The organism is Rhodococcus sp. LMD (assembly GCF_056108245.1).
Window position 1 is genome coordinate 2997701 of sequence record NZ_CM148557.1, and the last position, 26626, is coordinate 3024326.

Genomic DNA, 26626 nt, shown 5'->3' on the forward strand with positions numbered 1-26626 from the left:
TTGCGCGGTCAGGACGCGGCGAGGTACCGGTCGTCGCCGAGATGCCGATCGAGCACCGCGGCCAGGGCGGGTACCGCGTCGGGTGCGGTCATCCGGTCGTGGGCGACATCGAGCAGGTGGTTGTGCATCGCGCCGGTGACGTAGGGTCGCCAGCCGGCGAAACCCCCGGCGTGATGCGGCTTGTCGGCCGTCGCGGTGACGAAGACGAGGTCGCCGTCGTAGAGCGGTGGCCGGTAGCCGGCGAGCAGCGCCGCCGAACCGTTGTAGTCGGCGACCATCCGGTCGAGGTGGCCGGCGTCGACGGGAGCCCCGGTGTGGGTCCGGATCAGCGCGGCGGCCTCGGCAGCCGTCAGGTCCGGATCGACGTCGGGCAGCCCCAGGGACGAGCCGAGGGCGGCGACGAGTTCGCCGGCGGTCAGCGGTTCCGGCGCGGCGACGTCGCGGGCGATCAGGTCCGCGTCGAGCAGCGCGAGCAGCGCCACCTCCTCGCCGGCGTCGCGCAGCCGCGCCGCGACGGCGTGGGCGATGAATCCGCCGAGCGACCAGCCGAGCAGGTGGTACGGGCCGGTGGGCTGGACCGCACGGATCTCGTCGACATACCGCTCGGCGTACGCGGCGATCGTCGCCGGGGCGTCCTCGCGGCCGTCGAGGTGCGGGGACTGCAGTCCGTACACCGGCCGTCCGGGGGCGAGGTGCGCGGCGAGCCCGGCGTAGCCCCACGCCAGTCCGGACGCCGGATGCACGCAGAACAGCGGGGCTCCGTCGCCGTCGGTGCGCAGCGGCAGCCGCACCGCGAACGGCGAGTCCGGCTGCCCGCCGGTGTCCTCGGCCTCGATGCGGGCGGCCAGGCCCGCCGGGGTGGGCGCCGAGAACAACGCGATCACCGGCACGGCGGTCCCGAGTTCGGCGCCGAGCCGATCGCAGGCACGGGTGGCATCGAGGGAGGTCCCACCCAGGTCGAAGAACGAGTCGTCGATCCCGACGTGCGCGAGGCCGAGCACCTGCGCGAACACCGCGACGACCGCCTCCTCCGCCGGGGTGCGCGGGGCGCGTCCCGAGCCGGCCGCGAACACCGGCTCCGGCAGCGCCGCGCGATCCAGCTTGCCGACCGGGGTCAGCGGCAACTCGTCGAGCACGACGATCGCCGCCGGCACCAGGTGTCCGGGCAGCCGCTGCGCCGTCCGGCGCTGTACCCGGGCCGGTTCGAGGCGGTGCCCCGGCGCCGGGAGCACGTAGGAGACGAGCACCTGGGCGCCGGACGGTCCGGGCCGCCCGACGGTGACCGCGAAGTCGACCTCGGGCAGGGCCGTGAGCGCCGCGTCGATCTCCCCGACCTCGACGCGCATCCCGCGGACCTTGACCTGGTGGTCACCGCGCCCGAGGTATTCGAGCTCGAGCCGGCCCCCGGCCCGCACCCACCGCACGAGGTCCCCGGTGCGGTACATCCGCTCCCCCGGCTGATCGGGACGGGCGACGAAGCGGCTCGCGGTCAGCCCCACCCGCCCGTGGTAGCCCCGCGCCAGCCCGGCCCCGGCCAGGTAGAGTTCGCCCGTCACGCCGGCGGGTACCGGCCGCAGGCGGGCGTCGAGCACCAGCGGCGTCACGCCGCGCACGGCCGATCCGATCGTCACCGCCCGGCCCGGCACCAGCGGGCCGGCCGTCGCCCAGATCGTGGCCTCCGTCGGTCCGTACAGGTTCAGCATCGTCCGGCCCTCGCCGAACCGGTCCACGAGTTCCGGTCCGGTCGCCTCCCCGGCCACGGCCAGCACCTCGACCGAGGTCAGGGCGGCCGGGTCGAGCGTCGACAGCGCGGCGGGGGTGACGACGAGATGGCTGACCCGGGCCGCGCGGAGCCGGTCGGCGAGTTCGGTGCCGCCGACGACGGTGGGCGGGACGACCACGAGCCGGGCGCCGACGGCGAACGCGGCGAGTTGCTCGAACACCGCGGCGTCGAAACTCGGCGACGCGATGTGCGCGACCCGGGCCTGCGGGGTCAGCGCCAGGGTCTCCCGCTGCGCGGCGACGAGATTGCCCAGTCCGCGGTGGGTGACGGTGACCGCCTTGGGAGCGCCGGTCGAACCTGAGGTGTAGATCAGGTAGGCGGGGTCGTCGACGTGCACGGCCGTGGCCCGCGGCCGCTGCGGGACGAGCGCGAGACGCGTGTCGGCAGCCGGGCCGTCGAGCACCAGCCACCCGAGCGAGGCGGGCAGGCGGTCGTGGTGCTCGGTCACGGTCACCCCCAGGACGGCACCGGAATCGGCGAGCATGTACTCGATCCGTTCCTGCGGGTGCCGGGGGTCGACGGGCACGAACGCCGCGCCCGTTCGGGCGACCGCCCACACCGCGAGCACCGAGTCGAACGATCGGGTCAGTGCCAGCGCGACGAGGGTGCCGGGGCCGGCACCCCGCGCGGCGAGGGCATCGGCGAGCAGCGCCGCGCGGGCGTCGAGTTCGCGATAGGTGACCTGCCGGTCGTCGGTGACCACGGCGACGGCCTCGGGTCGCGCCGTCGCCGCGGCGTGCAGCAGTTCCGGCAGGGTCACCGGGGCGACGGGCTCCGGGCCCGTGCCGGCCCGCAGTTCGTCGGCCTCCCGCGGATCGAGCAGGTCGACGTTGCCGATCGTGGCGTGCGGGTTCTCGGCGACCGCCGTCAGCAGCCGGCCGAAGCGGGCGGCGAGGGTCCGGGCGGTGGCGTCGTCGAACAGGTCGGTGGCGTAGCCGAGGCTCACCTCGATTCCGGCGGGTTCGCCGTTCGCGGTCGTGCGTTCGCGCAGTGTCAGGCTCAGGTCGAACGGTGAGGACTCGTGGGCGACGTCCTGCAGTGCGATGCGCAGGCCCGCGACCTCGAGCTCCGGCTCCTCGAAGTTCGCCAGCGCGAGGGAGACCTGGAACAGCGGGTGGTGCGCGGTCGAGCGGGCCGGGCGCACCGCCTCGACCACCTGGTCGAACGGCAGGTCGGCGTGGGCGAACGCGGCCAGGTCGGCCTCGCGCACCTGCGCCACCAGGTCGGCGAACGTGACCTCGGGACGCACCGGGGTGCGCAGGACCACGGTGTTGACGAACATCCCGACCAGGTCGTCGAGTTCGGCGGCGCCGCGGCCGGCGACCGCGGTGCCCACCGCGATGTCGTCGCCGGCGCCGAGACGCGAGAGCAACGCGACGAGCGCGGCGTGCACGGTCATGAACACGGTGGCGTTCTCGGTGGCGGCGACGGCCCGCAGCCGGGCGTGCACGTCGGCGTCGACTGCGAGAGACACATCGGCGCTCGCCATGGACTGCACGACCGGGCGCGGCCGGTCGGTGGGCAAGGTGATCCGGTCGGGGAGCCCGGCGAGGGTGCTCACCCAGAAGTCGCGCTGACGCGCGGCGGTCGACCGCGGATCGGTCTCGTCACCGAGGATGTCGCGCTGCCACAGCGTGTAGTCGGCGTACTGCACCGGCAGCGGCGCCCACCCCGGGGCCGCCCCCGCGGTACGCGCGGCGTACGCGGCGATCAGGTCCCGGGCCAGCGGCGCCACCGACACCCCGTCCGCGGCGATGTGGTGCAGCACCAGCACCAGCACGTGCTCCTGCGCACCCAGACGCAGCACCCGGGCCCGCACCGGCAGCTCGACGGTCAGGTCGAAACCGGCACCGACGAAACCCGCCACCGCGGCATGCACGTCGGCGGGTGCCTCGGTGAAGTCGAGCACGTTCCCGGCGTCGACGGCCACCTGGTGCGGGCCGTCCGCATCGGCGGGGAAGACGGTGCGCAGGCTCTCGTGCCGGTCGGTCACGTCCCGCCACGCCGCGGCGAGCGCCGCGGCGTCGATCGGACCGGACAGGCGCAACGCGACGGGGATGTTGTACGCCGCGGAGGTGGGGTCGAGCTGGTTGAGCACCCACATGCGCTGCTGCGCCGGTCCGAGGGGCACCCGGGCCGGGCGGGGCCGGGCCGTGAGGGCGATCCTCGGCGCGGGACGCTCGAGCAGGCGCACGGCCAGCGCCGCGGGGGTGGGCGCCTCGAACAGGTCGCGCACCGCCAGGGCGGAGTTCAGGCGGGCGACGACGCGGGTGGCGTCGAGCGAGTTGCCGCCGAGGTCGAAGAACGAGTCGTCGATGCCCACCCGGTCCAGATCCAGCACCTGGGCGAACGCGGCGACCACGGCCTCCTCGGCCGGTGTGCGGGGGGCACGCCCCGCGCCGGCGGCGAACACGGGCTCGGGCAGGGCCGCCCGGTCCAGCTTGCCCACCGGCGTCAGCGGCAACTCGTCGAGCACGACGAGCGCCGCCGGCACGAGATGGGCCGGCAGCAACTCGGACATCCGGGCCCGCAGCGCCTCGGCCGTCGGGGCGCACCCGGTCGCCGCGAGCACGTACGACACCAGTACCGGCGACCCGGCCGGTCCGGGCCGGCCCACCGTCACCGCGCGGTCGACCTCCGGCAGCCCGGCCAGCGCCGCGTCGACCTCCCCCACCTCGATCCGCATTCCGCGGATCTTGACCTGGTGGTCACTGCGGCCGACGTACTCGAGCTCGAGCCGGCCGGCGGCGTGCACCCACCGCACCACGTCCCCGGTGCGGTACATCCGCGCGCCCTGCGGATGCGCCACGAACCGGGCCGCGGTCAGTCCCGGCCGCCCGTGGTAGCCGCGCGCCAGCCCGTCGCCGGCGAGGTACAACTCCCCCGCCACACCGACCGGGACGGGCCGCAACCGGTCGTCGAGCACCAGCGGCGTCACGCCGCGCACGGCGGATCCGATCGTCAGTGCCCGGCCCGCCGTCAGTGCCGACGACGCGGTCGCCCAGATCGTGGCCTCCGTCGGCCCGTACAGGTTCAGCATCGTCCGGCCCCCGGCGAACCGCTCCACCAGGTCCGTACCGACCGCCTCGCCGGCCACCGCGAGCACCCGGACCGAGGTCGACTCCGCCGAGTCCAGCGTCGAGAGCACCGACGGGGTGAGGACCGCGTGCGTCACCTGCTCGGCCTCGAGGAGAGCGGCGAGTTCGGTGCCCCCGACGATGCCGGGCGGGACCGACACCAGGCAGCCCCCGGCGCCGAAGGCGGCCAGTTGTTCGAAGATCGCTGCGTCGAAACTGGGCGAGGCGAAGCCGAGGACCCGCGCATCCGGCCCGACGTCGAGCGAGTCGGCTTGGGCGCGCACGATGTTCGCCAGCCCGCGGTGGGTGACGGTGACGGCCTTCGGGGTGCCGGTCGAGCCGGAGGTGTAGATCAGGTAGGCGGCGTGCTCGGGATGCAGCGGCCGGGTCCGGTCCGCATCGGTCCACGGTGCGGCCGAGTCGTCGGCGTATGCGGCCCGCACCGCCGGGTCGTCGAGCTCGAGCCAGGTGAGCGCGCCGGGCAGCGCGGCCCGGTGCGCGGCCGTGGTCAGTCCGAGTGTGGTGCCGCTGTCGTGCAGCATGTGCGCGATGCGCTCGGCCGGGTACGCCGGATCGACGGGCACGAAGGCGCCGCCGGCCTTGGCGACCGCCCACACGGCGAGCACCGACTCCGCGGAGCGGGGCAGTGCGAGTGCCACGCGCACGTCCGGACCCACCCCGGCGGCGACGAGCCGGTGCGCGAGCCGGCCGGCGGCGTCGTCGAGTTCACGGTAGGTCCAGTCGGTGCCGCCGGCCCGCAGCGCCGGGCGGGCGGGGTGTGCGGCGGCGGCGGCCGCGAGCAGCGTGGGCAGCAGCCACGGCCCGATACCCGCCGGCCCGGCCGTGGCGGCCAGCTCGGCGGACTCGGCCGCGTCCAGCAGTGTCACGTCCCCGACGGGGACGGCCGGGTCGGTGGTGACGGTGGCGAGGAGGCGCACGAACCGCGCGGCGAGGGTGCGGGCGGTGTCGTGGTCGAACAGGTCGGTCGCGTAGGTGAGGGTGGCGTCCAGCCCGGCGGGCCGTCCGTCGTCGCCGGTGTGTTCGCGCAGCTCGAGTGCGAGATCGAACTGCGAGGAGTCCCGGGCGATGTCCTCCACGGCGATCCCGAGCCCGTCGAGCTCGAGCGTGGGTGCCGCGAAGTCGGCCAGCGCGAGGGAGACCTGGAACAGCGGGTGGTGCGCGGTCGAGCGGGCCGGGCGCACCGCCTCGACCACCTGGTCGAACGGCAGGTCGGCGTGGGCGAACGCGGCCAGGTCGGCCTCGCGCACCTGCGCCACCAGGTCGGCGAACGTGACCTCGGGACGCACCGGGGTGCGCAGGACCACGGTGTTGACGAACATCCCGACCAGGTCGTCGAGTTCGGCGGCGCCGCGGCCGGCGACCGCGGTGCCCACCGCGATGTCGTCGCCGGCGCCGAGACGCGACAGCAGCGCGACGAGCGCGGCGTGCACGGTCATGAACACGGTGGCGTTCTCGGTGCGGGCGAGACGTCGCAGCCGGGCGTGCACGTCGGCGGCGACGGTGAAGGCGACGTCGGCGCTCGCGCCGGACTGCACCGCGGGTCCGGGCCGGTCGGCGGGCAGCACGATGCGGTCCGGGAGGCCGGCCAGCGTGCGGGTCCAGAACTCGCGTTGCCGGGCGGTGGTCGAGTCGGGGTCGTCGGGGTCGCCGAGCGTCTCGCGCTGCCACAGCGTGTAGTCGGCGTACTGCACCGGCAGCGGCGCCCACGCCGGCGCCGCCCCCGCGGTGCGCGCGGCGTACGCGGCGATCAGGTCCCGCGCCAGCGGAGCCACCGACACGCCGTCCGCGGCGATGTGGTGCAGCACCAGCACCAGCACGTGCTCCTGCGCCCCCAGGCGCAGCACCCGGGCCCGCACCGGCAGCTCGACGGTCAGATCGAAACCGGCAGCGGCGAAGTCCGCCACCGCGGCGCGGACCGCGTCTGCGGGCACGTCGACGACGTCGATGCCGGGGGGCACCGTATCGACGATCACCTGGTGCGGGCCGTGTGCGTCGGCCGGGAAGACGGTGCGCAGACTCTCGTGCCGGCCGGTGAGGTCGCCGAAGGCGACGGTGAGGGCGGTGAGGTCGAGAGGTCCGTGCAGGCGCAGCGCCACCGGGATGTTGTAGACGCCGGAGTCGGGGTCGAACTGGTTGAGCACCCACATCCGGTGCTGTGCCGGTCCGAGGGGCAGGCGGGCGGGCCGCTCGCGTCGCCCGAGCGCGGCGGCGGCACCGGTGCGGCCCGCGGCGCGTGCGGCCAGCGCCGCGGGGGTGGGCGCCTCGAACAGGTCGCGTACCGCCAGGGCGGTGCCGGTGGTGGCGTTGACGCGGGCGATCACGCGGGTCGCGTCGAGGGAGTTGCCGCCCAGGTCGAAGAACGAGTCGTCGGCACCGAGGTCGTCCAGGCCGAGAACCTCGGCGAACGCGGCGGCGGCAGCGGCCTCCACGGGCCCGTGCGGCGCGCGGGCCGGGCGGCGGCTGCGGCCGAAGTCCGGTGCCGGCAGCGCCGTCCGGTCGAGCTTGCCGACCGGGGTGAGCGGAACCTCGTCGAGGACGACGATCGCGGCGGGCACGAGATGGGCGGGGAGCTGTTCGGCGAGCCGGTCCCGCAGCCGTGCCGGGTCGAGGGTGCGCCCCGGCACGGGCCGCACGTAGGAGACGAGGACGGTGGAGCCGGTGGGTCCGGGGCGTCCGAGCGTGGTCGCGAAGTCGACGTCGACGTCGGCGGTGAGGGCGGTGTCGATTTCGCCGAGCTCGACGCGGATGCCGCGCACCTTGACCTGGAAGTCGGTGCGGCCCAGATATTCCAGGACGGGTCGGCCGTCGCCGTCGCGGGTCCAGCGTACGAGGTCGCCGGTGCGGTACATGCGTGCGCCGGGCCGGCGGGGATGCGCGACGAACCGGCTCGCGGTCAGGGGTGCCCGCCCGTGGTAGCCGCGGGCCAGGCCGGGGCCGGACAGGTACAGTTCGCCGACCGTGCCGAGGGGTGCCGGCCGGAGCCAGCCGTCGAGGACGAGGGTCTCGGTGCCGGGGATGCCGGTGCCGAGCGTGACGGGCGCGTCGGCGGTGAGGTCGGCGACGGTGGCCCAGATGGTGGCCTCGGTCGGGCCGTAGAAGTTGAGCATCGTCCGGCCGGGTGCCCACCGGCGCACCAGGTCGGCGGGGACGGCTTCGCCGCCGACACCCACCGTCCGCACGGTGGTGGCCGCCGCCGGGTCGAGGGTGGCCAGCACCGCGGGGGTGAGGACGAGGTGGGTGACGGCGGCGGCGGTGAGCCGGGCGGTCAGTTCGTCGCCGCCGACGACGGTCGGTGGCACGACGACGAGCCCGGCGCCGACGGCGAACGCGGCGAGCTGTTCGAAGACGGAGGCGTCGAAGCTCGGTGACGCGACGTGCGCGACACGGGCCGAGGGGGTCAGTCCCAGCACGGCGATCTGGGCGTCGACCAGGTTGCCCAGGCCGCGGTGGGTGACGGTGACGGCCTTCGGGGTGCCGGTGGAACCGGAGGTGTAGATCAGGTAGGCCGGGTCGTCGAGCCGGGCCGGCGACGTCACCGCGGGGCCGGTCGCGGCGAGGCGGGCGGGGGTGGCGGGGTCGTCGAGGACCAGCCAGGTCGCCGCGGAACCGGTCAGCCGGTCGCCGTGAGCGGAGACCGTGACGCCCAGCCGGGCGCCGGAGTCGGTGAGCATGTGCTCGATCCGGTCCTGCGGATGGCGCGGATCGACGGGAACGAAGGCTGCACCGGTCTTCGCGACCGCCCACGCGGCGAGGAGAGACTCGAACGAGCGGGTGAGCGCCAGCGCGACGGCCGTGCCGGGACCGGCGCCGTGCGCCGCGAGCAGCCCCGCCAGCGCGTCGGCCCGGTCGTTCAGATCGCGGTAGGTGGTCTCGCCGGCGTCGGTGACGACGGCGACCGCGTCCGGGTGACGGGTTGCGGTGCCGGTGAGGATCTCGGCGAGCGTGACGGCCCGGTCCCGGCCGGGTGTGAACGGGGCCGCGACACCGGGAGCGCCGAGCGCGGCGATGCGGCGGTCCGGGGTCCGGGCGAGCAACCCGAGCAGCTGCGCGCATCGCTCGAGGAGGTGGCGGGCGGCGAGGTCGCCGACCGCGGCGGGGCGGTACCGCAGGCTCAGCTGCGGCCGGTCGCCCGGCTCGACGATCAGGCTCGCGGGGTACGGGGTGGCTTCGGCGCCGGCGACGCCGAGGACCCGCATTCCGGCGCTGCCGGCCAGAGCGGAGAGCGCGTCGCGGTCGAGCGGGTAGGACTCGACGACGGCGAGGGTGTCGAACAGTTCGGTGGCGCCGGCCGCCCGGTGGATCTCGGGGAGGCCGAGATGCTGGTGCTCGAGCAGCGCCGCCTGTTCGGCCTGGATGCGGCGCAGCAGTTCGGTGCCGGTGTCGGTGGGCTGCAGACGCACTCGCACCGGCACGGTGTTGACGAACAGACCCAGCACCGCGTCCACGCCCGGCAGCTCGGGCGGGCGGCCGGAGACGGTGGAGCCGAACACCACGTCGGTGCGGCCGGTGGCCTCGGCCAGGGTCAGCGCCCACGCCGCCTGCACGATCGTGGCGAGGGTGACGTCGTGGGCGCGGGTGGTGGCGGCGAGTCCGGCGGCGGTCTCGGCGCTCAGCTCGACGGTGTGGGCGGCGCCGCCGGTGTCGGACGCGTCGGCGTGCGGGGCGACGAGGGTGGGGGCGTCGATGCCGTCCAGGGCCCGGGCCCACGCGGACCGCGCGGCACCGGCGTCCCGGCCGGCGAGCCAGGCCAGGTGGTCGCGGAACGACGGCGCCGGGCCGGGCACCGCCGCGGCCGCGGCGTAGGCGGTGAGCAGTTCGGCGACGAGCAGCGGGGTGGACCAGCCGTCGAGGACGAGGTGGTGGTTGGTCAGCAGCAGCCGGTACCGGTCGTCGGCGGTGCGGATCAGGTGGATGCGCAGCAGCGGTGCGGCGGCGAGGTCGAACCGGTCGGCGCGGTCCGCCTCGAGGATGCGCGCCAGTTCGCCGTCGGTGTCGGCGCGGCCGCGCAGGTCGGTTTCCTGCCAGGGCAGCACGGCGGTGTGCCGCACGAGCTGGACCGGGCCGGCGGCGGTGTCACGGAAGGCGGCACGCAGGCTGTCGTGCCGGTCGACCACGGACTGGGCGGCGGCGCGCAGCCGGGCGGCGTCGACGGTGCCGGCGAGGTCGAGCACGGTCTGCACGGTGTAGTCGTCGGGGGCGTCCGCGGCGGCGTAGCCGGTGTGGAACAGCAGCCCGGCCTGCAGGGGGGACAGTGGCCACACGTCGGCCAGGCCTTCCCTCTCGTGCTCCCACTCGTCGATCCGGTCCTGGTCGACGGCGACGAGCGGGAAGTCGGAGGGACTGTGCCCGCCGGCGGCCGGGTCGGCGACGTGCCAGGCGAGGGCGGCGAGCGCGGCCACCCACAGCTGTGCGAACTCGTCGACGGCGTCCTCGTCGAGCAGGCCGCTGGCGTAGGTGAACGTGCCGACGAGACCGTCGCCGTCGACGGCGGCGTCGATGTCGAGCACCGCGGGCAGCGACATGCGTGGTTCGCGGGTCGCGGCGGTGCCGAGCGGCAGCCACGGCCCGTCGACCGTGGTGTCGATGCGGCCGAGGAAGTTGAACGCGATCTGCGGTGCCGGATGCGCGGGCAGGAGCCCGGCGACGTACCGGAGCAGGCCGTAGCCGATGCCGTGGTCGGGGACGGTGGCGAGCCGTTCCTTGACCGATCGGATCGCCGCGCCCGCGGCGGCACCACCGCCGAAGGCGTCGTCGACGTCGATCCCGGTCAGGTCCACGTCCAGCGGGTGCACGGTGGTGAACCATCCGACGGTGCGGGACAGGTCGGCACCGGGGACCGCCGCCTCCTCCCGGCCGTGGCCCTCGACGCCGACGAGCGTCGCGGGGGCGGTGCGGCCACGGTTGCGGCGCCACCGGTCGGCGGCCATGCCGAGCGCGGCGAGCAGCGCCTCGACGGGGCCGCAGTGGAAACGCTGGGGCACGGCGGTCAGGACGGCGTCGGTGACCTCGGCGGGCACGCGCACGCGCAGCTGCGCGGAGGTGGCGACGGTGTCGCGCGCCGGGTCGAACGGCCGCTCCCCCAGCGCCGGATCGGGCGTGGCGAGAATCCGCTCCCACAGCGGCAATTCGTCGCTGCGATCGGCCTCGGTCAGGCCGTGTGCCCACCGGCGCAGCGACGTGCCGACCGGGGCGAGGGCGGACGCGGCACCGCCGCTGGTGTAGGCGGCGGCGAGGTCGGGCAGCAGGATGCGCCAGGACACCGCGTCCACGGCGAGATGGTGGACGACGGCCACGAGCAGGTCGTCGCGGCCGTCGGACGAGGCCAGCCACGCGAACTGTGCGACGATCCCGGCGGCCGGGTCGAGCCGGTCCACCGCGGCCTCCAGCGCGGCCTCGGCGGCGCGGCGTGGCTCGTCGACGGCGGTGCGGTGCAGCACTGCCTCGGCGGCAACCGCGCCGGCCGGGAGCACCTCGAGCGTGCGGGACGCGGTCAGCCGCATCCGCAGCGCGTCGTGCCGATCGAGCAGTGCCTGCACGGCCCCGGCCAGGTGCGCGGCGTCGGGGTGCTCGGGCAGCCGGATCAGCACGGCCTGCCCGTACCGGTCGACGGGCCCGCCGCCGGCCAGCAGTTCGGCCACGATCGGGGTGGTCTCGACCGGGCCGGTGCCGCCCCCGGGGAGTTCGGCGAGGGCCGTCGCGGCGCCGGTGTCCGCCACCGCGACGGCGGCCAGGGCGGCGACGGTGCGACGTTCGAAGACGTCGCGGGCGGTGAAGCGCAGTCCGGCGGCGCGGGCGCGGGAGACCAGGGTGATCGCGACGATGCTGTCGCCGCCGAGGGCGAAGAAGCTGTCGTCGGCGGAAACCCGCTCCACCCCGAGCACCTGGGCGAACAGCGCGGCGATCAGTTCCTCGCGTGCGCCCTCGGGGGCGCGGCCGCCGGTGGTCGCGGTGGCGCCGAAGTCGGGGGCGGGCAGCGCGGCCCGGTCGATCTTGCCGACCGGGGTGAGCGGCAGCTCGGGCAGCACGGTGACCACCGCGGGCACGAGGTAGGCGGGCAGGGTGTCGGCGAGTGCGGCGCGCAGGGCGTCACCGTCGACGGGGGTGCCGGGACGTCCGACGACGTAGGCGGCGAGGACGGTCGCGCCGGCAGACGTGGAGGTGCCGACGGTGACGGCCCGGGCCACGGTGTCGTGCCGCAGCAGCGCGGCGTCGACCTCGCCGAGTTCGACGCGGAATCCACGGATCTTGACCTGGTGGTCGGTGCGGCCGGCGAATTCGAGTACGGCGGCTGCGCCGCCGGTGTGTCCTTCGGGTTCCCCCGGCAGCCCGAAAGACGCACCGCGCCAGCGGACCAGGTCACCGGTGCGGTACATGCGTTCGCCCGGCGCGGACGGGTCGGCCACGAAGCGGGCCGCGGTCAGGTCGGGGCGGCCGAGGTAGCCGCGCGCGACACCCGGCCCGGCCAGGTACAGCTCGCCGGTCACCCCCACCGGCACGGGCTGCAGCCACCGGTCGAGAACCAGGGCACGCATGCCGCGGATCGGTGCTCCCACGTCGATGCCGGCGCCGCGACGGTGCGGGGCGGCGAACGTGGCGGTGACCGTGGCCTCGGTGGGGCCGTAGGCGTTGCGGAACTGCCGGCCCCGGGACCAGCGATCGGCCAGGTCGGGCGGGCAGGTGTCACCACCGACCACGACCGTGCCGATCTCGGGGTGGTCGTCGGGGTCGAGGGTCGCGAGCACGGCCGGGGTCGCGTCGAGGTGGGTGACCCGTCCGGCGTGCAGCACCTCGGCGAGCTCGGCGCCGCCGTAGGCCTGCGGCGGTACCACCACCAGGGTGGCGCCGGCCGTGAAGGTCGTCAGCAGCTCCTCGATCGAGGAGTCGAAGGCCGGCGAGTACAGGTGGGTGGCCCGCGAATCGGGGGTGACGGCGAGCCGCGTGCGGGTGTCGTCGGCGAGATTCGCCAGGCCGGCGTGGGTGACGACGACGCCCTTGGGGGTGCCGGTGGACCCGGAGGTGTAGACGATGTAGGCGGCGTGCTCGGGTCGGACGATCCGGTCGGCGATCGGCGCGGCGTCCGTGGCCGCGACCGCCGCGACGGTCGCGGGGTCGTCCAGCACGATCCAGTCGGTGTCGTCGGGCAGCCCGTCGCGGTGCGCGGCGACGGTCAGGCCGATGCGGGCACCGCTGTCGCGCAGGACGTGCTCGAGCCGGGCGCCGGGGTGGCCGGGGTCGACGGGCACGAACGCGGCCCCGGTCTTGGCAACCGCCCACACAGCCTGCACCGAGTCGAGCGAGCGCGCCAGCGCCAGCGCGACGGTGGTCTCCGGGCCGGCGCCGTGGGCCAGCAGCAGCCGGGCGAGCCGGTCGGTGGCGCTGTCCAGTTCGGAGTAGGTCACGGTGCGGGGACCGTCGATCACGGCGACGGCACCGGGGTCGAGGGCCGCCCCGGCGGCGAGCAGGTCGGCGAGGGTGCGGGGGGGCACCGAGTCGGCGCCGCGGGCCGGGACGAGGGCCGCGCGCTCGTCGTCGTCGAGCAGGTCCAGGTCGGTGAGCCGCCGGTCGGGGGCGGCGGTGGCGAAACGGTGCAGGAACGCGAGGAACCGTCGGTGGTGCGCGGCGAGCTCGTCCCGGGTGTACAGGTTCGGGTTGGCCTGGAAGTCGAGGTGCGTGCTGTGCCCGCCCGGGTAGAGGTTGACGAAGAGGTCCTCGATGAGCCCGGAGGTGAGCACGTGCACCCGGCCGGTGAGCGCGCCGAGCCGGACCTGGTGGTCGAACAGCATGAGGTTGACCGACGGGCCGAACCCGGCGGCGTGGTCGCCGGTGAGACCGAGGTCGCGGGCGATGTCCTCCTGCCGGTACCGCTGGCGGCGCAGCGCCCCGGTCAGCTCGAGTTCCGCTGCGGCGATCACGGAGGCGACGGTGGCGGCGTCGGTCCGCAACCGCAGCGGCACGACGTTGGCGAGCATGCCGCCGGAGCGGCGCAGCACGGCAGTGGTGCGGGCCGAGACGGGCAGGCTGAGCATCACCTCGTCGTGGCCGGTCATCCGGGCGAGGTAGGTGCCGAACGCGGCGACCACCAGCGGGGCGAGGCTCGACCCGCGCCGGGCGGCGGCATCGCGCAGGGCCTGCTCGGTGTCGGGGGGAAGTTCCGCGCCGACCAGCAGTGGATGCGCGTCGGCGGGGGCACCCCGGCCGGCCAGCGACACGGGATCGCTCAGGCCGGCCAGGTGTTCGGTCCAGTACGCGCGGTCGGTCTCGAACCGCGGGGAGCGCCGGTAGGCCTCGTCCGCGGCGACGATGTCGGGCAGCGCGGCGGTGCGCGGCGCGTGCACCGTGGTTCCGGTGACGGTGGCGGTGTAGCGCTCGGCGGTGCGCGCGACGAGGGTCATCGCTCCGACGCCGTCGAGGGCGATGTGGTGGATTCGGGCGTACCAGAACCAGCGGTTGTCGCCGACGCGCAGCACGGCGGTGACGGTGAGCCGGTCGGTGCACATGTCGACGGGGGCGGTGTAGTCGCGCTCCATCCAGTCGCGGGCCGCGGCGACCGGGTCGGCTTCGCCCCGCAGGTCGACCACCGTCAGGCGCTCTCCGGTGTGCACGACGGTCTGGAACGGGTGACCGTCCTCCTCGAGGATGCGCAGGAACCCGGTGCCGAACTCGCGTCCGACCGCACGCGCGGCAGTCTCGAGGGCGTCGAGGTCGAGATCCCCGGTGATGTCGACGTACTGGGCGATGTTGACGGGCGTGTCGCCGGCCAGGTGCTGGGCGAACCAGATGCCGCGCTGGGCCGCCGAGAGCGGAAACGCGCCGGTGGGCTGCGGGGCACCGAGATGTGCGTGGGCGACCGGGCTTTCGTGCAACACGGGGGTACTCCTGACGACCGGTGGACTGTGCTGCTTCCACGGTCGTCCGCAGACCCCGATGCAGATACCGACCCCAGCGGTGGAGGTGGCACCCGCAGGGGTGGTCGAGAATCACCCTCGGGTGCGGGAAGTCCTCAACCGGTCCAGCCCGCGGTGGGATCGCGCCGCCACAGCAGGTCGTGGATGGCTTCGACGGCGTCCCCGGCGGAGGTGACGGCGAGCACCCCGGCGGCGGGCAGCGGCCACCCCCCGATCGAGATCACCGGGACCCCGGTCCGGACGGCGAGCGCGATCTCGCTGAGCGTGCCCCAGCTGCCGCCGACCGCGATCAGCGCCTCGCACGTGCGTACCAGCAGGGCGTTGCGCATCTCGCCGAGCCCGGTCGGAATCGACACGGTCAGGTACGGGTTGGCTTCCGCGCGGTCGTCGCCGGGGAGCAGGCCGAGGGTGGTGCCGCCGGCCTCGGCGGCGCCGCGCGACGCCGCGGCCATCACCCCGCCCAGTCCCCCGGTCACGACGACGGCGCGTCGCGCCGCGAGCAGCCCGCCGACCTGACGGGCGATCCGGCGTTGTTCGGCCGTGGCTTCCGCGGGCCCGACCACGCCGACGTACCGCTGCGCATCCATGACGAGATTGTCCACCACCCAGGGTGCAGAAGTGGCCCCCTGAGGTGAAATCCACCACCACCGGGGCTGCTCGTCCCGGCGCCGGCGTCCGTGGATCCTTGTCCGCATGTCCACCCTCCGCACCGAGCGTCTCGTGCGCCGCCACACGGTGATCGCCGACGACGGCGTGCCGCTCGCGGTCCACGAGCTCGGCGCGGCCGACGCGCCGCTCACCGCCGTGTTCGTCCACGGGCACTGCGGACGCACGGAAACCTGGTCGCCGCTTCGTGATTCGTTGATCCGGCGGTACGGGGCCACGCTGCGGATGGTGTTCTTCGACCACCGGGGTCACGGCGCGTCCGGCACTGCCGGGCCGGAGACGTACACCGTCGAGCAGCTCGGGCGTGATCTCGCGGCGGTACTGCGCGCGGTCTCCGCCGGTCCGGTGGTGCTGGTCGGCCACTCGATGGGCGGCATGACGATCCTGTCGTACGCCCGTCAGCATCCGCACGAGATCGGCACCCGCGTCGCCGGGGTCTGTCTCATCGGCACCGCCGCCGGTGATCTCGGGCGGTCGGGTCTCGGGCGTTACCTCGACAGTCCCGCGGTCGCGTTGTTCCACCGGGCGGTGCGGCACGCGCCCGGCGCGGTGCAACGCGCGCTGCACCTGGGTGGGCGGGCGGTGCGGCCGCTGCGGCGGACGTCGCAGCGACGAACCCCCGGCTCCCGGTGGGCGGCTCTGATGACGGTGCTGGCGAACGACACGCCGGTGGTGACGATGGCGGCGTTCCTGCGATCGTTCGCGGTGCTCGACGAGTCCGCCGCGTTGGCGGTGCTCGCCGCCGTCCCCGCAGTCGTGCTGTGCGGCTCGGCGGACGAGTGGACCCCGTTCGAGCTGTCGGCCGGTCTGGCGGAGCGGCTGCCACGCGCCGAGCTGGTGCGGGTCGACGGCGCGGGCCATTCGGTGATCACCGACCGGCCCGCGGAGGTCGCGCGGGCACTCGGCGGGTTGCTGCAGCGGGTCGGGTGAGCCGCCGGTCAGAGGTCGCGTTCGGTGATGACGCCGCTGTGGAGGGCGAGCTCGGCGAGCCGGACCCGCTTCTGGTTCTGCGGCAGGTCCTCGACCCCGAATTTCGCGAACAGCGCCCGCAGGTGGGTCTTCACCGCATCGACGCTGAGGAACAGTTCGGAGGCGATGTCCTGGTTGGATGCCGGGGTGGCGAAGGCGGCGCCGTGCTTGTAGGGCCGGCACAACGCGAGCAGGATGCCGCGTTGTGTCTGCGTCAGCGATCGCACCGTCGGCAGCTCCGACGCGACACGGGTCGCCTCGTCCGGGCCGGCGCCGATCTCCTGGAAGGTCAGGCGGATCGAGCCGATCCGGATGCTGTCGCCCTCCCGAAGCCGCCGGCGTCCCGTGATGCGTTCCCCGTTGAGGAACGTGCCGTTTCGGGAGAGCCCGTCGTCGAGGATGGTCCAGTGGGTGCCGATCCACTCCACGACGGCGTGCAGGCGGGAGACCTCGTTGTCGCCGGTGAAGGCCACATCCGACGTCGGGGCCCGGCCGATGGTGACGCGAGGCGAGCCCGGCGACAGCTCGAATCGATGCTGCCGCCCCTGCTTGTCGACGTATGTCAGACGCGATTCGGTGACGACGCTCATCACAACCTCCGGGGGCGGACTCAATCCTGCCCGCAGGTCGCGGTGTCGGCAAGGGGTTCGCGGCCCAACCGCAGCAGCGTCGCCGCCAGCGCCGTGCCGTCCCGGCCCAGCGCAGTGGTGAACCGGGTGAGCGCCGCCATCTCGCGGCACGCATGCACGGACGTCGTTCCGTGCCCGGCGCGGCGCAGCCGGCCGGCACGGTGGACGAGGCCGGTCCGGTACCGGATGGCGGCGACGATCTCGGCATCGATCCGGTCGATCTCGTCGAACACGCGATCCGGGTCGGTGTGGCTCGGGGTGAACCTCTCCGAGGTTGCGGTCACGGGGCCTCCACGGGTTGTCGGTCGGTGGTCTCATCGTGACCCGGTATCGTCCTGCGCCCCAAGGAACCCTGGGGTGGAGATCGCCCCACCCTCAGCCGAGGAGCAGCGTCACGGCCACGAAGTAGATGACGATGGAGAGCAGGTCCTGGATCACCGTCGCGAGCGGGCCGGACCCGAACGCCGGGTCCTTGCCCAGCCGTTGCAGCGCCCACGGCAGCACCATCGCCACGGTCGTCGCGATGGTGCTCGCGGCCAGCACGGCCGACGCCACGGCGACCGCGAGATCCCGGTTCCCGGTCATGAGCAGCACGGCCGGCAGCATGGTCGCCCCGAGGAGCGCCCCCACCGACAGTCCGGTCAGCACCTCCCGGCGCACGATCCGGCGGATCCCCACCCCTACCGAGAATCCGCGGATGACCAGTGCCTCGGTCTGCGTCCCGACGGCGTCCGCCAGGTACACGATTCCCGGCACGAAGTACGCGACGGCGAGGTCGGCGTCGAGTTCGGCCTCGAACACCTGCATCAGGCGGGCCGAGACCATGGCCCCGATCAGACCGACGACGAGCCACGGCAGCCGGTGCCAGAGCCGGCGACGGATTCCCTCGACGCTCGAGGCCCGCGCCGCCTCCACCGAGTGCGCGAAGCCGCCGATCCGGGCCATGTCCTGATCGTGCTCGTGCAGCAGCACGGCGAGCAGTTGTTGCGGCGCGATGAGGCCGCGGAACCGGCCGTGGCCGTCCACGACGGCCAGGCCCGGCTCGCCGTGCTGCACCGCTTTCCACGCGGCGCGTTCCTGCGCGGTATCCGGGTGCACCACCGGCGGATCCGGGTCCATGAGGTCGTCCATCCGGGCGGCACCGGGGGCCGCCAGCAGCCGTTCGATCGTGACGAGACCGGCGAGCGTCTCACCGACGAGCACGGCGACGACGGCGGCACTGTCGAAGCTGTGTTCCCGCATCCGGTCGAGCACGTCGGCGGCGGTGTCGTACGGCCCGGCCACCGGGACGGCCGCGAAGCTGTGGTGTAGCGCGGTGCCGGGACTGCCCTGTCCCCGCGCCGGTGTGGCGGCAGAATCGACCATGGTTCACCGTTCCTCCGACCGCGCTCGTCCCGGGCGTCGATCGTGCCACGACCGTCCGGTTCCGGGCGGCGGCGATAATGTGCCGGTGACTCGACGCCCGCGCTACCCCCGGCCCGAATCGTCCGCTCCGTGTCCGTGCGGCCGGGGTCTTCCGTTCGGCGACTGCTGCGGGCCGTTCCTCGCGGGTGGGGACGCGCCGACGCCCGAGCAGCTGATGCGGTCGCGGTACACCGCCTTCGCGGTGGGCGACGACGACTATCTGCGTCGTACGTGGCACCCCGACACCCGCCCGGCGCGACTGGATCTCGATCCGGCGCAGCGGTGGACCGGGCTCGAGGTGGTGCGCACGAGCGGCGGGTTCCTGCACTCGGAGGGGACGGTCGAGTTCCGGGCCCACTACCGCTTCGGCGGTCACGAGGACGTGCTGCACGAGCACAGCCGGTTCCTCCGTGAGGGTGGCCGCTGGTACTACGTCGGGGCGCTCGGACGACCCTGACGAGCCCGACCGTTCGGTGTCTCAGTCGTTCGGTGTCCCAGTCGTTCGGTGTCCCAGTCGTTCGGTGTCTCAGTCGAACAGGGCGAACGCGCGCGCCACGAAGAACGCCGCCACTCCGAGCACGATCAGCGCGATGAGCACGATCGCGAAGACGGGCATCACCCGGCTCGGGTTCGGTTGGGGATGCGACAGGCCGGAGGTCTGTCCGGCGTCGGGTGGGGTGTCTCCGGGCTGTACGCCCCCACCGGCGTCGAGGCCGGGCGCATCTTCGGGTCGGGGTCCGGGGTCCTGGTTGCTCAAGTGCGCTCCTGGTGTCTGCTGTACGGAAACAGGGCCGAGCGCAGCGTCTCGGCCCCGACCGCATACCCGGTTTCCGGCGGCGCAATCCTCACCCGTGGCCGTCAACCGAACGGACCGGGCAGGTGCCGCGAGAACCACACCGCCTCCCCGAACGGTTCCGCCGCCGCATCGAAGTGCCGGCTCACGTCGGTGAGGGCATCGATCAGTCCGCTCACGGCGATCTCGTCGGCGAGGGGCAGGGAGTCCCGGTCGAGCGCGTCGGCGGCCTCGACGATCGCCGCGATCTCCAGCACGAGATCGAACATCCTCTCGCGTGCCGCGCCGACCCGGGACGCGAAGCTGGCGTGGCTCATGGAACCCCTTCTCGGCAGCGTCATCTCCGGCGCACCGTCACCGACCCGTCGAGCCGGCGACGATCGCCGTCCGCACCCCCGGTGGGGGCGCGGACGGTGGAACCTGTCGGCCCCGGGTATCCGCCGCGCGGTGGTCCGAAACACGCCCGCCGTGCCGTCGGCGGGTTGTGTCAGCGTCCCCGGTTCGGCACCGGGGCACGTCGCACCGCCCGAGGTCGGCGTGGCTGCTCGGCGGGGTTATTCGGCGGGGCTTCGGTGGATCGAGGAACGTGGACACACTTATTCGGATAATTTTGATATTCCGTCTCGTATGGATTCGTGCCCGTACATCCCGATCGCTCCTGCCCGGTGCCCTCCCGCTGCTGTGCGCGAGCTCCGCACGGTTCAGGTCGCCGGGCGGCTGCCGCGCCCCTCCGACCTGCGGATCAGCCCTTCTCCGCCGCGGCGAAGTGCTTCCTGAGGTGCTCGGCGACCGCCTCCGGCTGTTCGAGTGCCACGGAGTGCCCTGCGGCGTCCACCGTGACGTGCCGGCCGCTCGCGGCGTCGGCGATGTTCGCCGACGAGATCGGCGGCGGGTACGCGTGGTCCTCGCTCCCGGCGACGGCGAGGACCGGCACGCGGCACCCGGCCAGCTCCTCGACGATCCGCCCGCGGTGGATGACGCCGTGGGCGGCGTCGCCGATGCGGGGTTCGAGCCGGGCGATCGCGGCGCGCCACGTGCTCGTCATCGAACTCTCCTGAGCGAGGCTCGAATCGCCGAACATGATGTACATGACCGTGTCGACGACGTCCGCCGTGCCGTGCTCGGTGAGATGCTCGACCAGCGGAGCGAACTCGGCGAGCTTGTGTTCCTCCTCCGCCGACGAACCCAGCGCGGCGGCCGTGCGGAGCAGTTCGGGGCGTCGCGCGGCGAGCCGCAGCGCGACGAACCCGCCGAGCGAGTTGCCGACGACGTGGCACGGGGCCAGACCGAGGTGTTCGATCAGGGCCGCCGCGTCCTCGGCGAGGACGTCGACCGCGAGTTCCGCCCGCGGCGCCGGGGCGCTCTCGCCCTGCCCGCGATGATCGTAGGCGACGACCCGGTACCCGTCGGCGGTGAACTTCTCCGCGAGCGCGTCGAACATCGTGTGATCGAAGAAGAGCGAATGGCTGAACACGATCGGCACTCCGTCGCGCGGACCGGCGTCGACGTAGGCGAGTTCCGTCCCGTTGACCGCTGCTCGCAGCATGGAAACCTCCTGGATCGGGCCACCGCGCTCCGGCTGTGGCGTTCGTCACTACACTGCCGACGAGCGTAGGGAGCGGGCGGGACGCAGCACTCGCCGATCCGCGCAGAGCACTGTCCGGCGCGCGCACGGCCGACGAGGAGGTCACGGTGGCAGCGGAGTACGAGGTGCGGTTCACGACGACGGGCCGGGTGCCGGAGCGCGACCGCGCCGAGTTCTGGACCGACCACGTGCGGTTCAACCACGGCACCCTGGACTATTCGTTCCCCGATCGGGACGAGCGTGCCCCGGCCGGCTTCGTCGGGGCCACACACGTGCAGCGCTGCGGCGGTCACCAGCTCGTCGAGTTCTGGTCCGATCGCATCACCTACGCGCGGACCGCCCGGCACGTCCGCGGGGACGACGACCGGAGCATGCGCTTGTTCGTGCCGAAGTCCGGTGCGCTCACCGTCGCCCACGGCGGGCACGCACTGCCGGTGCCCGTCGGGCGCGCGGCCCTGGTGTCGATGGCCCGCCCGTTCGAGCTCGTCCATGGCGCCCACGCCCGGGCGTGGGTGCTCACCGTCCCCGAGGGCTGCCTGCCCGATCGGGCCGTCGCCGACGGCCCGAGTGTGCTCGACCTGCGCCGCGGCGTCGGGGCGGTGGCGGGGACCATGACGCGGACGCTGGCCCGCGAACGCACGTCGCTGTCCGGCCCCGCCTTCGTCGCGATCAGCGCACGGGTGATCGAGCTCGTGTCCCTCGTCCTGGCCGATACCCACGGCCCCCTCCGTCCCGGTGGCCTGCAGGCGGTGGCCGAGGCGGCCCGGGCCTACGTCGACGAACGTTCGGACGACCCGGATCTGACCCCGGCGTCGATGGCCCGCGAGCTGGGCTGGTCGCTGCGCCAACTGCAGCTCGCGTTGCGGACGGCCGGCACCACGCCCGCGGAACTGCTCCGCGCCCGGCGGCTGGACCGCGCCCGCAGCCGCCTCGAGGATCCGCGCTGGAACGCGGTGTCCGTGGGGGGTATCGCCTTCGCGTCCGGCTTCGGTTCGCTCAGTGCGTTCGGCACGGCGTTCCGGGCCCGTTTCGGGACCACCCCGAGGGCGGTGCGGGCGGCCGGGCCCGCGGCCGCGCTCAGCGCAGGAGCGTCGCCCGCAGGGTCGCCGTGAGCCACGCCCGGTATTCGTCCACGTCCCAGCCGCAGTCGCGGCGCAGCAGGGCATGCACCTGCGGAGAACCCAGCGTGTAGAACACGTGCGCCGCGTGCTCCACGCTCACGTCGTCGCGCAGCAATCCGTGCCGGTGCAGCCCGTCCGCGATGGTGCGCGCGTTGTCCGCGGTCGCGCGCGCGTCCTCGTCGGCGAACCGGCGCATGTCCGGGTCCGCACCCGAGGACTCGACCGAGGTCATCAGCAGACCGCCGGCCCGCTCGAGCAGGTCGGCGCCGTAGCGGACGACCTGCTCGACGATGCGTTCGGCGTCCGAGCCCGCGGTTCCGGTCGCGACCCGTCCCGGACGTGGCCCCCGGCCCGGCGCGGGCTCGTCGCCGACGGCAACCGCGGACCCGCCCGCGACCGCGGCGTCGAGCGCCTCCCGGAACAGTTCGGACTTGCCGCCGGGGAACGCCGTGAAGACCGTGCGCACCGCCACCCCGGCAGCCTCGGCGATCTGCCTGACCGTGGTGCTGACGTACCCGCGGTCGACGAAGAGCCGGGCGGCGGCGTCGACGATCGTCGCTCGCGTCCGGCGCGCAGCCTCCTCACGCAGCGGTGAACTGTAGGCCCTCTTGGCATGCTGGGACATCGAACTCAGCTTATCAGCATCGGTTGCATCGGAACTGCAGCCGATTCCGGAGGTCTGCAGCGGCAGCGGCGAGCGGGCATGCTGATCGGGTGCACACCTTCGAGGTCTGGGCTCCGACCCCGCAATCCGTCCGGCTCCACGTCGACGGCACCGTTCACTCCATGCGCCGGGAGGACCAGGGGTGGTGGCGCACCGAGGTCGACGCCTCCCCCGGTGCCCGTTACGGCTTCCTCCTCGACGAGGACGAGACCGTGCTGCCCGACCCGCGCTCCCCGCGGCAACCGGACGGGGTGCACGGGCTGTCCCAGCTGCACACGCTCGACGAGCGCGCCTGGACCGACACGTCGTGGACCGGCCGGCAACTCGCCGGCGGGGTGGTGTACGAGTTGCACGTGGGCACCTTCACCGAGGAGGGCACCTTCGACGCGGCCGTCGCCCGGCTCGACGACCTCGTCGACCTCGGTGTCGACCTGGTCGAACTCATGCCGGTCAACGCCTTCAACGGCACCCGCGGGTGGGGTTACGACGGTGTGCTCTGGTACGCGGTGCACGAGCCCTACGGCGGTCCGGACGGCCTGCAGCGCTTCGTCGACGCCGCCCACGCCCGCGGCCTCGGGGTGATCCTGGACGTGGTGTACAACCATCTCGGACCGTCCGGCAACTACCTGGACCGCTACGGGCCGTACCTGTCCGGTGGGCAGGGCACCTGGGGTGCGTCGGTCAACCTCGACGGTCCGGACTCCGGCGAGGTGCGCCGCTACATCCTCGACAACGCCCTGCGCTGGATGCGGGAGTTCCACATCGACGGGCTGCGCCTGGACGCGGTGCACGCTCTCGTCGACCACACCGCCGTGCATCTGCTCGAGGAGCTGGCCGTCGCGACGTACCGGATGTCGGCGCATCTGGGCCGTCCGCTCAGCCTGATCGCGGAGAGCGATCTGAACGATCCGAAGATGATCTCGCCCCGCGCAGCCGGCGGTTACGGCCTGCAGGCGCAGTGGGACGACGACATCCACCACGCCGTGCACGCCGCCGTCTCCGGGGAGCGGCAGGGCTACTACGGCGATTTCGGTTCGCTCGACTGCCTCGCCCGCACCCTGCGGCACGGGTTCTTCCACGCCGGCACCTATTCGAGCTTCCGCGGGCGCACCCACGGGCGGCCGCTCGACACCGGGCGCGTCCCGGCGAGCTCCCTGCTGGCCTACACGTGCACCCACGACCAGGTCGGCAACCGGGCGGTCGGCGACCGGCCCGGCCACTACCTCGACTCCGGTCAGCTCGCCGTCAAGGCCGCGCTGGTGCTGACCTCCCCGTTCACCCCCATGCTGTTCATGGGCGAGGAGTGGGACGCGAGCTCACCGTTCCAGTACTTCACCTCCCACCCGGAACCCGAGTTGGCCCGGGCCACCGCCGAAGGACGTCGGCGCGAGTTCTCCGAGCACGGATGGGACGCCCAGGACGTCCCCGACCCGCAGGATCCGGAGACGTTCCGGCGGTCGACGCTGAACTGGGCCGAACGGACCGAACCCGCCCACGCACGGGTGCTCGACTGCTACCGGCAGCTCCTGGCGTTGCGCCGCGAACGCGCCGAGCTGACCGATCCGTGGCTCGAGCACCTGCACGTCGACTACGACGAGGACGAGCGCTGGATCGTGCTGCACCGCGGCAGCCTGCGCGTGGCGTGCAACCTCGGACCCGACCCGGTCACCGTGCCCTTCGGCGGGGCTCCCCTCGTGTGGTGGGAGCCGGTGGTGGTCAACCGGACCGCCTCCGCGACCCTCGTCCCGGGGCATTCGTTCGTCGTTCTCGACGCCGCCGCTGCACCTCGGACCTGACGGGTCATCGCGGGCTCAGCATCCGCAGGGTGAGCACGGCAGTGGCCGCCAGAATCGCCGCCGTGGCGGCCGCGGCACCGTGGGTGCCGGCGACGAACGCGGAGCGCGCCGACTCGAGGAGGATCTCCGCCTCGGCCGCCGGCAGGCGGCCGGCCGCGGCGACGGCGCCGCCGAGGGTATCGAACTCGTGGTCCCCACCCGGGACGCCGAGCCGGGACCGGTAGACGGCGGTGACGACGCTGCCGAGGACCGCGACACCGAGGGCGACACCGAGCTCGTAGGCCGTCTCCGACACCGCGGACGCGGCGCCGGCCCGGTCGGCCGGGGCGGCCCCGACCACCAGGTCGGTGGTGAGGGTCAGCGCGATGCCGACGCCCACGCCGATGAGGACGAAACCGGCGACGAACACGCCGGCTCCGTGCGCGGTGTCCAGCGCCAGGAGCACGGCGGCGCCCACGGCTGCGACGGCCAGGGCACCCGACAGGACGGTTCCCACCGGCAGGCGCCGCACGAGCCAGGCCGCGCCGAGTGCGGACAGGGCGCTGGTCGCGGTGCCGGGGAGCATCAGCAGACCCGCCTCCAGCGGTCCGACTCCGAGGACCAGCTGCAGGTACTGGGAACCGAAGAACAACACCCCGGCGAGGGCGAAGATCGACAGCAGATTGGTCGCGACGGCGGCCGAGAACTCGCGGTGCCGGAACAGCGTGAGGTCGAGCAGCGGATCCGCCGCGCTCCGCTGGCGACGAACGAACGCGACGGCGGCCGTCAGACCACCCCCCAGCGCGACCAGCGCCGCGACGCGGGGGCCGTGCAGCGCGGTCTCCTTGACCGCGTAGACGATCGGTACCACGGCCAGCAGGGACAGGGCGGCTCCCGGCAGGTCGAAGCGGCCCGGGTGCGGATCCCGCGATTCCGGGACGAGGAACGGCGCGGCGACCACGAGGACCGCCATGATCGGAAGGTTGATCAGGAACACCGACCCCCACCAGAAGTGCTCGAGCAGCCAGCCGCCGACGAGCGGGCCGGCGGCGGCCCCGCCGCCGGCCATCGCGCCCCACACGCCGATGGCGACGGTCCGCTCCCGCGGATCGGTGAACATGTGCCGGATGAGTCCCAGGGTGGCGGGCATGAGGGTGGCGCCCGAGACACCCTGTAGTGCCCGCGCCACGATCAGCAGCTCGGGACTCGGCGCCCACGCCGCGAGCACCGACGCCGCGGCGAAGCCGACGGCACCGATCAGCAGGAGCCGGCGTCGGCCGACGCGGTCGCCGAGCACGCCCATCGTCACCAGCAGACCGGCCACGGCGAACGAATACACGTCGATGATCCACAGCAGCTGGACCCCACTCGGGGCCAGATCGGCGCTGAGGAAGGGCAGGGCGAGGTCGAGAACGGTTGCATCGACCGCGATCAGCAGCACGGCACCCGCGAGCACCACCAGGCCCGCCCAGGTGCGCACGCCGGCCTGCGCATGCCCGGTTCCCGCGTCCGCCGGGTGGACCGGCGGCATCTGCCCGGTGTTCGTCATCCTTCGTCCCTCCACACTGAACCGTCCAGCCGGTACACAAAGTACGGTAGCACCTACCGTCCGGACGGTACAGAAACGGACGGTAGGATCGGGCCATGGCCTCCGACACACGCGACCGGATCCTCGACGCCCTCGAACGCACCCTCGTCGACGTGGGGGTCGCCCAGGTGACGCTCGAGGGCGTCGCGGCCGCCGCAGGGGTATCGAAAGGCGGTCTGCTGTACCACTTCCCGACCAAGGAGGCGATGCTCGCCGCCATGGTGCGGCGCCTCGGCGAACGCGGCGACGCCCGACTCGCCGACGCCGTCGCGGGCGGCACCCCGGTCGCGGAGTGGTACCTCGCCGACCCGGACGAGACCGGCGACTCGGCGGAGATGGACCTGTTCCGGTCCACGGTGGCCGCCCTGCGCAGCGCCGACGGCCGGCACGACGACGTGCACCGGGCGGTCGTCGAGGTGCTGCGGTCGTGGGACGAGGGGCTGCGCGCGGAGATCGACGACCCGGTCACCGCCGAGATCGTGCGCCTCGTCGGCGACGGCATCTACCTGGGCGCGATGCTCGGCCTGCCCAAGCCCGACCCGGAACTGCACAGGCGCGTCGTCGCCCGGCTCCTGGGGACGAAGAACCCTTGATTGTCGCCGACCGTCCCGAGTACGGTCAAGAGTAGTCGGGGAATCTTCCTGCA

15 protein-coding genes are annotated in these 26626 nt (G+C 74.0%); 5 read left to right on the forward strand and 10 right to left on the reverse strand.

All coding sequences use genetic code 11. The features are described 5' to 3' along the window. Nucleotides 1–8 precede the first annotated feature (8 nt). The gene (locus ACWPQI_RS13780; protein WP_474738380.1) at nt 9–14747 is read right to left on the reverse strand and encodes a non-ribosomal peptide synthetase; all 14739 of its coding nucleotides are present in this window, start codon (nt 14745–14747) and stop codon (nt 9–11) included. A 134-nt stretch (nt 14748–14881) separates the two neighbouring features. Further along, nucleotides 14882–15373, reverse strand: a complete 492-nt coding sequence (locus ACWPQI_RS13785; protein ID WP_003938253.1) for a TIGR00725 family protein — start codon at nt 15371–15373, stop codon at nt 14882–14884. Nucleotides 15374–15479: 106 nt separating this feature from the next. Here ACWPQI_RS13785 and ACWPQI_RS13790 point away from each other — a divergent pair, with 106 nt between their 5' ends. After that, a complete protein-coding gene (locus ACWPQI_RS13790; RefSeq protein ID WP_395704342.1) occupies nt 15480–16382 on the forward strand; it encodes an alpha/beta fold hydrolase in 903 nt (300 codons plus the stop codon). 8 nt (nt 16383–16390) lie between these two features. Here the strand turns inward: ACWPQI_RS13790 and ACWPQI_RS13795 are convergent, their stop codons facing one another. The 3 genes from ACWPQI_RS13795 to ACWPQI_RS13805 form a co-directional block, all read right to left on the reverse strand. After that, nucleotides 16391–17011 (reverse strand): FHA domain-containing protein, encoded by a 621-nt coding sequence (locus ACWPQI_RS13795; RefSeq protein ID WP_010594424.1) that lies wholly within the window; start codon nt 17009–17011, stop codon nt 16391–16393. A gap of 20 nt (nt 17012–17031) precedes the next feature. Continuing rightward, complete coding sequence (locus tag ACWPQI_RS13800) at nt 17032–17334, reverse strand: chorismate mutase (protein ID WP_010594423.1); 303 nt, start codon at nt 17332–17334, stop codon at nt 17032–17034. Between the two features lie 91 nt (nt 17335–17425). After that, nucleotides 17426–18415, reverse strand: a complete 990-nt coding sequence (locus ACWPQI_RS13805; RefSeq protein WP_010594422.1) for a magnesium transporter — start codon at nt 18413–18415, stop codon at nt 17426–17428. An 85-nt stretch (nt 18416–18500) separates the two neighbouring features. On the opposite strand from ACWPQI_RS13805, the gene ACWPQI_RS13810 reads away from it, so the two are divergent. Continuing rightward, on the forward strand, nt 18501–18911 hold the full coding sequence (locus tag ACWPQI_RS13810) for a YchJ family protein (RefSeq protein ID WP_108754919.1): 411 nt from the start codon (nt 18501–18503) through the stop codon (nt 18909–18911). Between the two features lie 69 nt (nt 18912–18980). On the opposite strand, the gene ACWPQI_RS13815 is transcribed toward ACWPQI_RS13810, so the two are convergent. From ACWPQI_RS13815 to ACWPQI_RS13825, 3 genes are all read right to left on the reverse strand, one after another. Further along, nucleotides 18981–19211: a DUF6480 family protein gene (locus tag ACWPQI_RS13815; RefSeq protein ID WP_010594420.1), complete on the reverse strand. Its 231-nt coding sequence runs from the start codon at nt 19209–19211 to the stop codon at nt 18981–18983. 101 nt (nt 19212–19312) lie between these two features. Further along, a complete protein-coding gene (locus ACWPQI_RS13820) occupies nt 19313–19564 on the reverse strand; it encodes a hypothetical protein (RefSeq protein WP_010594419.1) in 252 nt (83 codons plus the stop codon). A 425-nt stretch (nt 19565–19989) separates the two neighbouring features. Beyond that, nucleotides 19990–20793: an alpha/beta fold hydrolase gene (locus ACWPQI_RS13825; protein ID WP_010594418.1), complete on the reverse strand. Its 804-nt coding sequence runs from the start codon at nt 20791–20793 to the stop codon at nt 19990–19992. A 146-nt stretch (nt 20794–20939) separates the two neighbouring features. Here ACWPQI_RS13825 and ACWPQI_RS13830 point away from each other — a divergent pair, with 146 nt between their 5' ends. Then, nucleotides 20940–21944, forward strand: coding sequence for a helix-turn-helix domain-containing protein (locus tag ACWPQI_RS13830; protein WP_010594417.1), 1005 nt, complete (start codon nt 20940–20942; stop codon nt 21942–21944). Here ACWPQI_RS13830 and ACWPQI_RS13835 read toward each other — a convergent pair. Next, nucleotides 21910–22578 (reverse strand): TetR/AcrR family transcriptional regulator, encoded by a 669-nt coding sequence (locus ACWPQI_RS13835; protein ID WP_010594416.1) that lies wholly within the window; start codon nt 22576–22578, stop codon nt 21910–21912. The two genes, ACWPQI_RS13830 and ACWPQI_RS13835, sit on opposite strands and share 35 nt — an antisense overlap. Nucleotides 22579–22667: 89 nt before the next feature. On the opposite strand from ACWPQI_RS13835, the gene treZ reads away from it, so the two are divergent. Continuing rightward, the gene (gene treZ, locus ACWPQI_RS13840) at nt 22668–24413 is read left to right on the forward strand and encodes a malto-oligosyltrehalose trehalohydrolase (RefSeq protein WP_048771003.1); all 1746 of its coding nucleotides are present in this window, start codon (nt 22668–22670) and stop codon (nt 24411–24413) included. 4 nt (nt 24414–24417) lie between these two features. On the opposite strand, the gene ACWPQI_RS13845 is transcribed toward treZ, so the two are convergent. Next, nucleotides 24418–25941, reverse strand: coding sequence for an MFS transporter (locus ACWPQI_RS13845; protein ID WP_048771001.1), 1524 nt, complete (start codon nt 25939–25941; stop codon nt 24418–24420). 95 nt (nt 25942–26036) lie between these two features. Between ACWPQI_RS13845 and ACWPQI_RS13850 the strand changes: the two genes are divergently transcribed. Beyond that, nucleotides 26037–26573 carry a TetR/AcrR family transcriptional regulator gene (locus ACWPQI_RS13850; RefSeq protein WP_003938240.1) on the forward strand — a complete coding sequence of 179 codons (537 nt, stop codon included), beginning with the start codon at nt 26037–26039 and terminating at the stop codon, nt 26571–26573. Nucleotides 26574–26626: the final 53 nt, after the last annotated feature.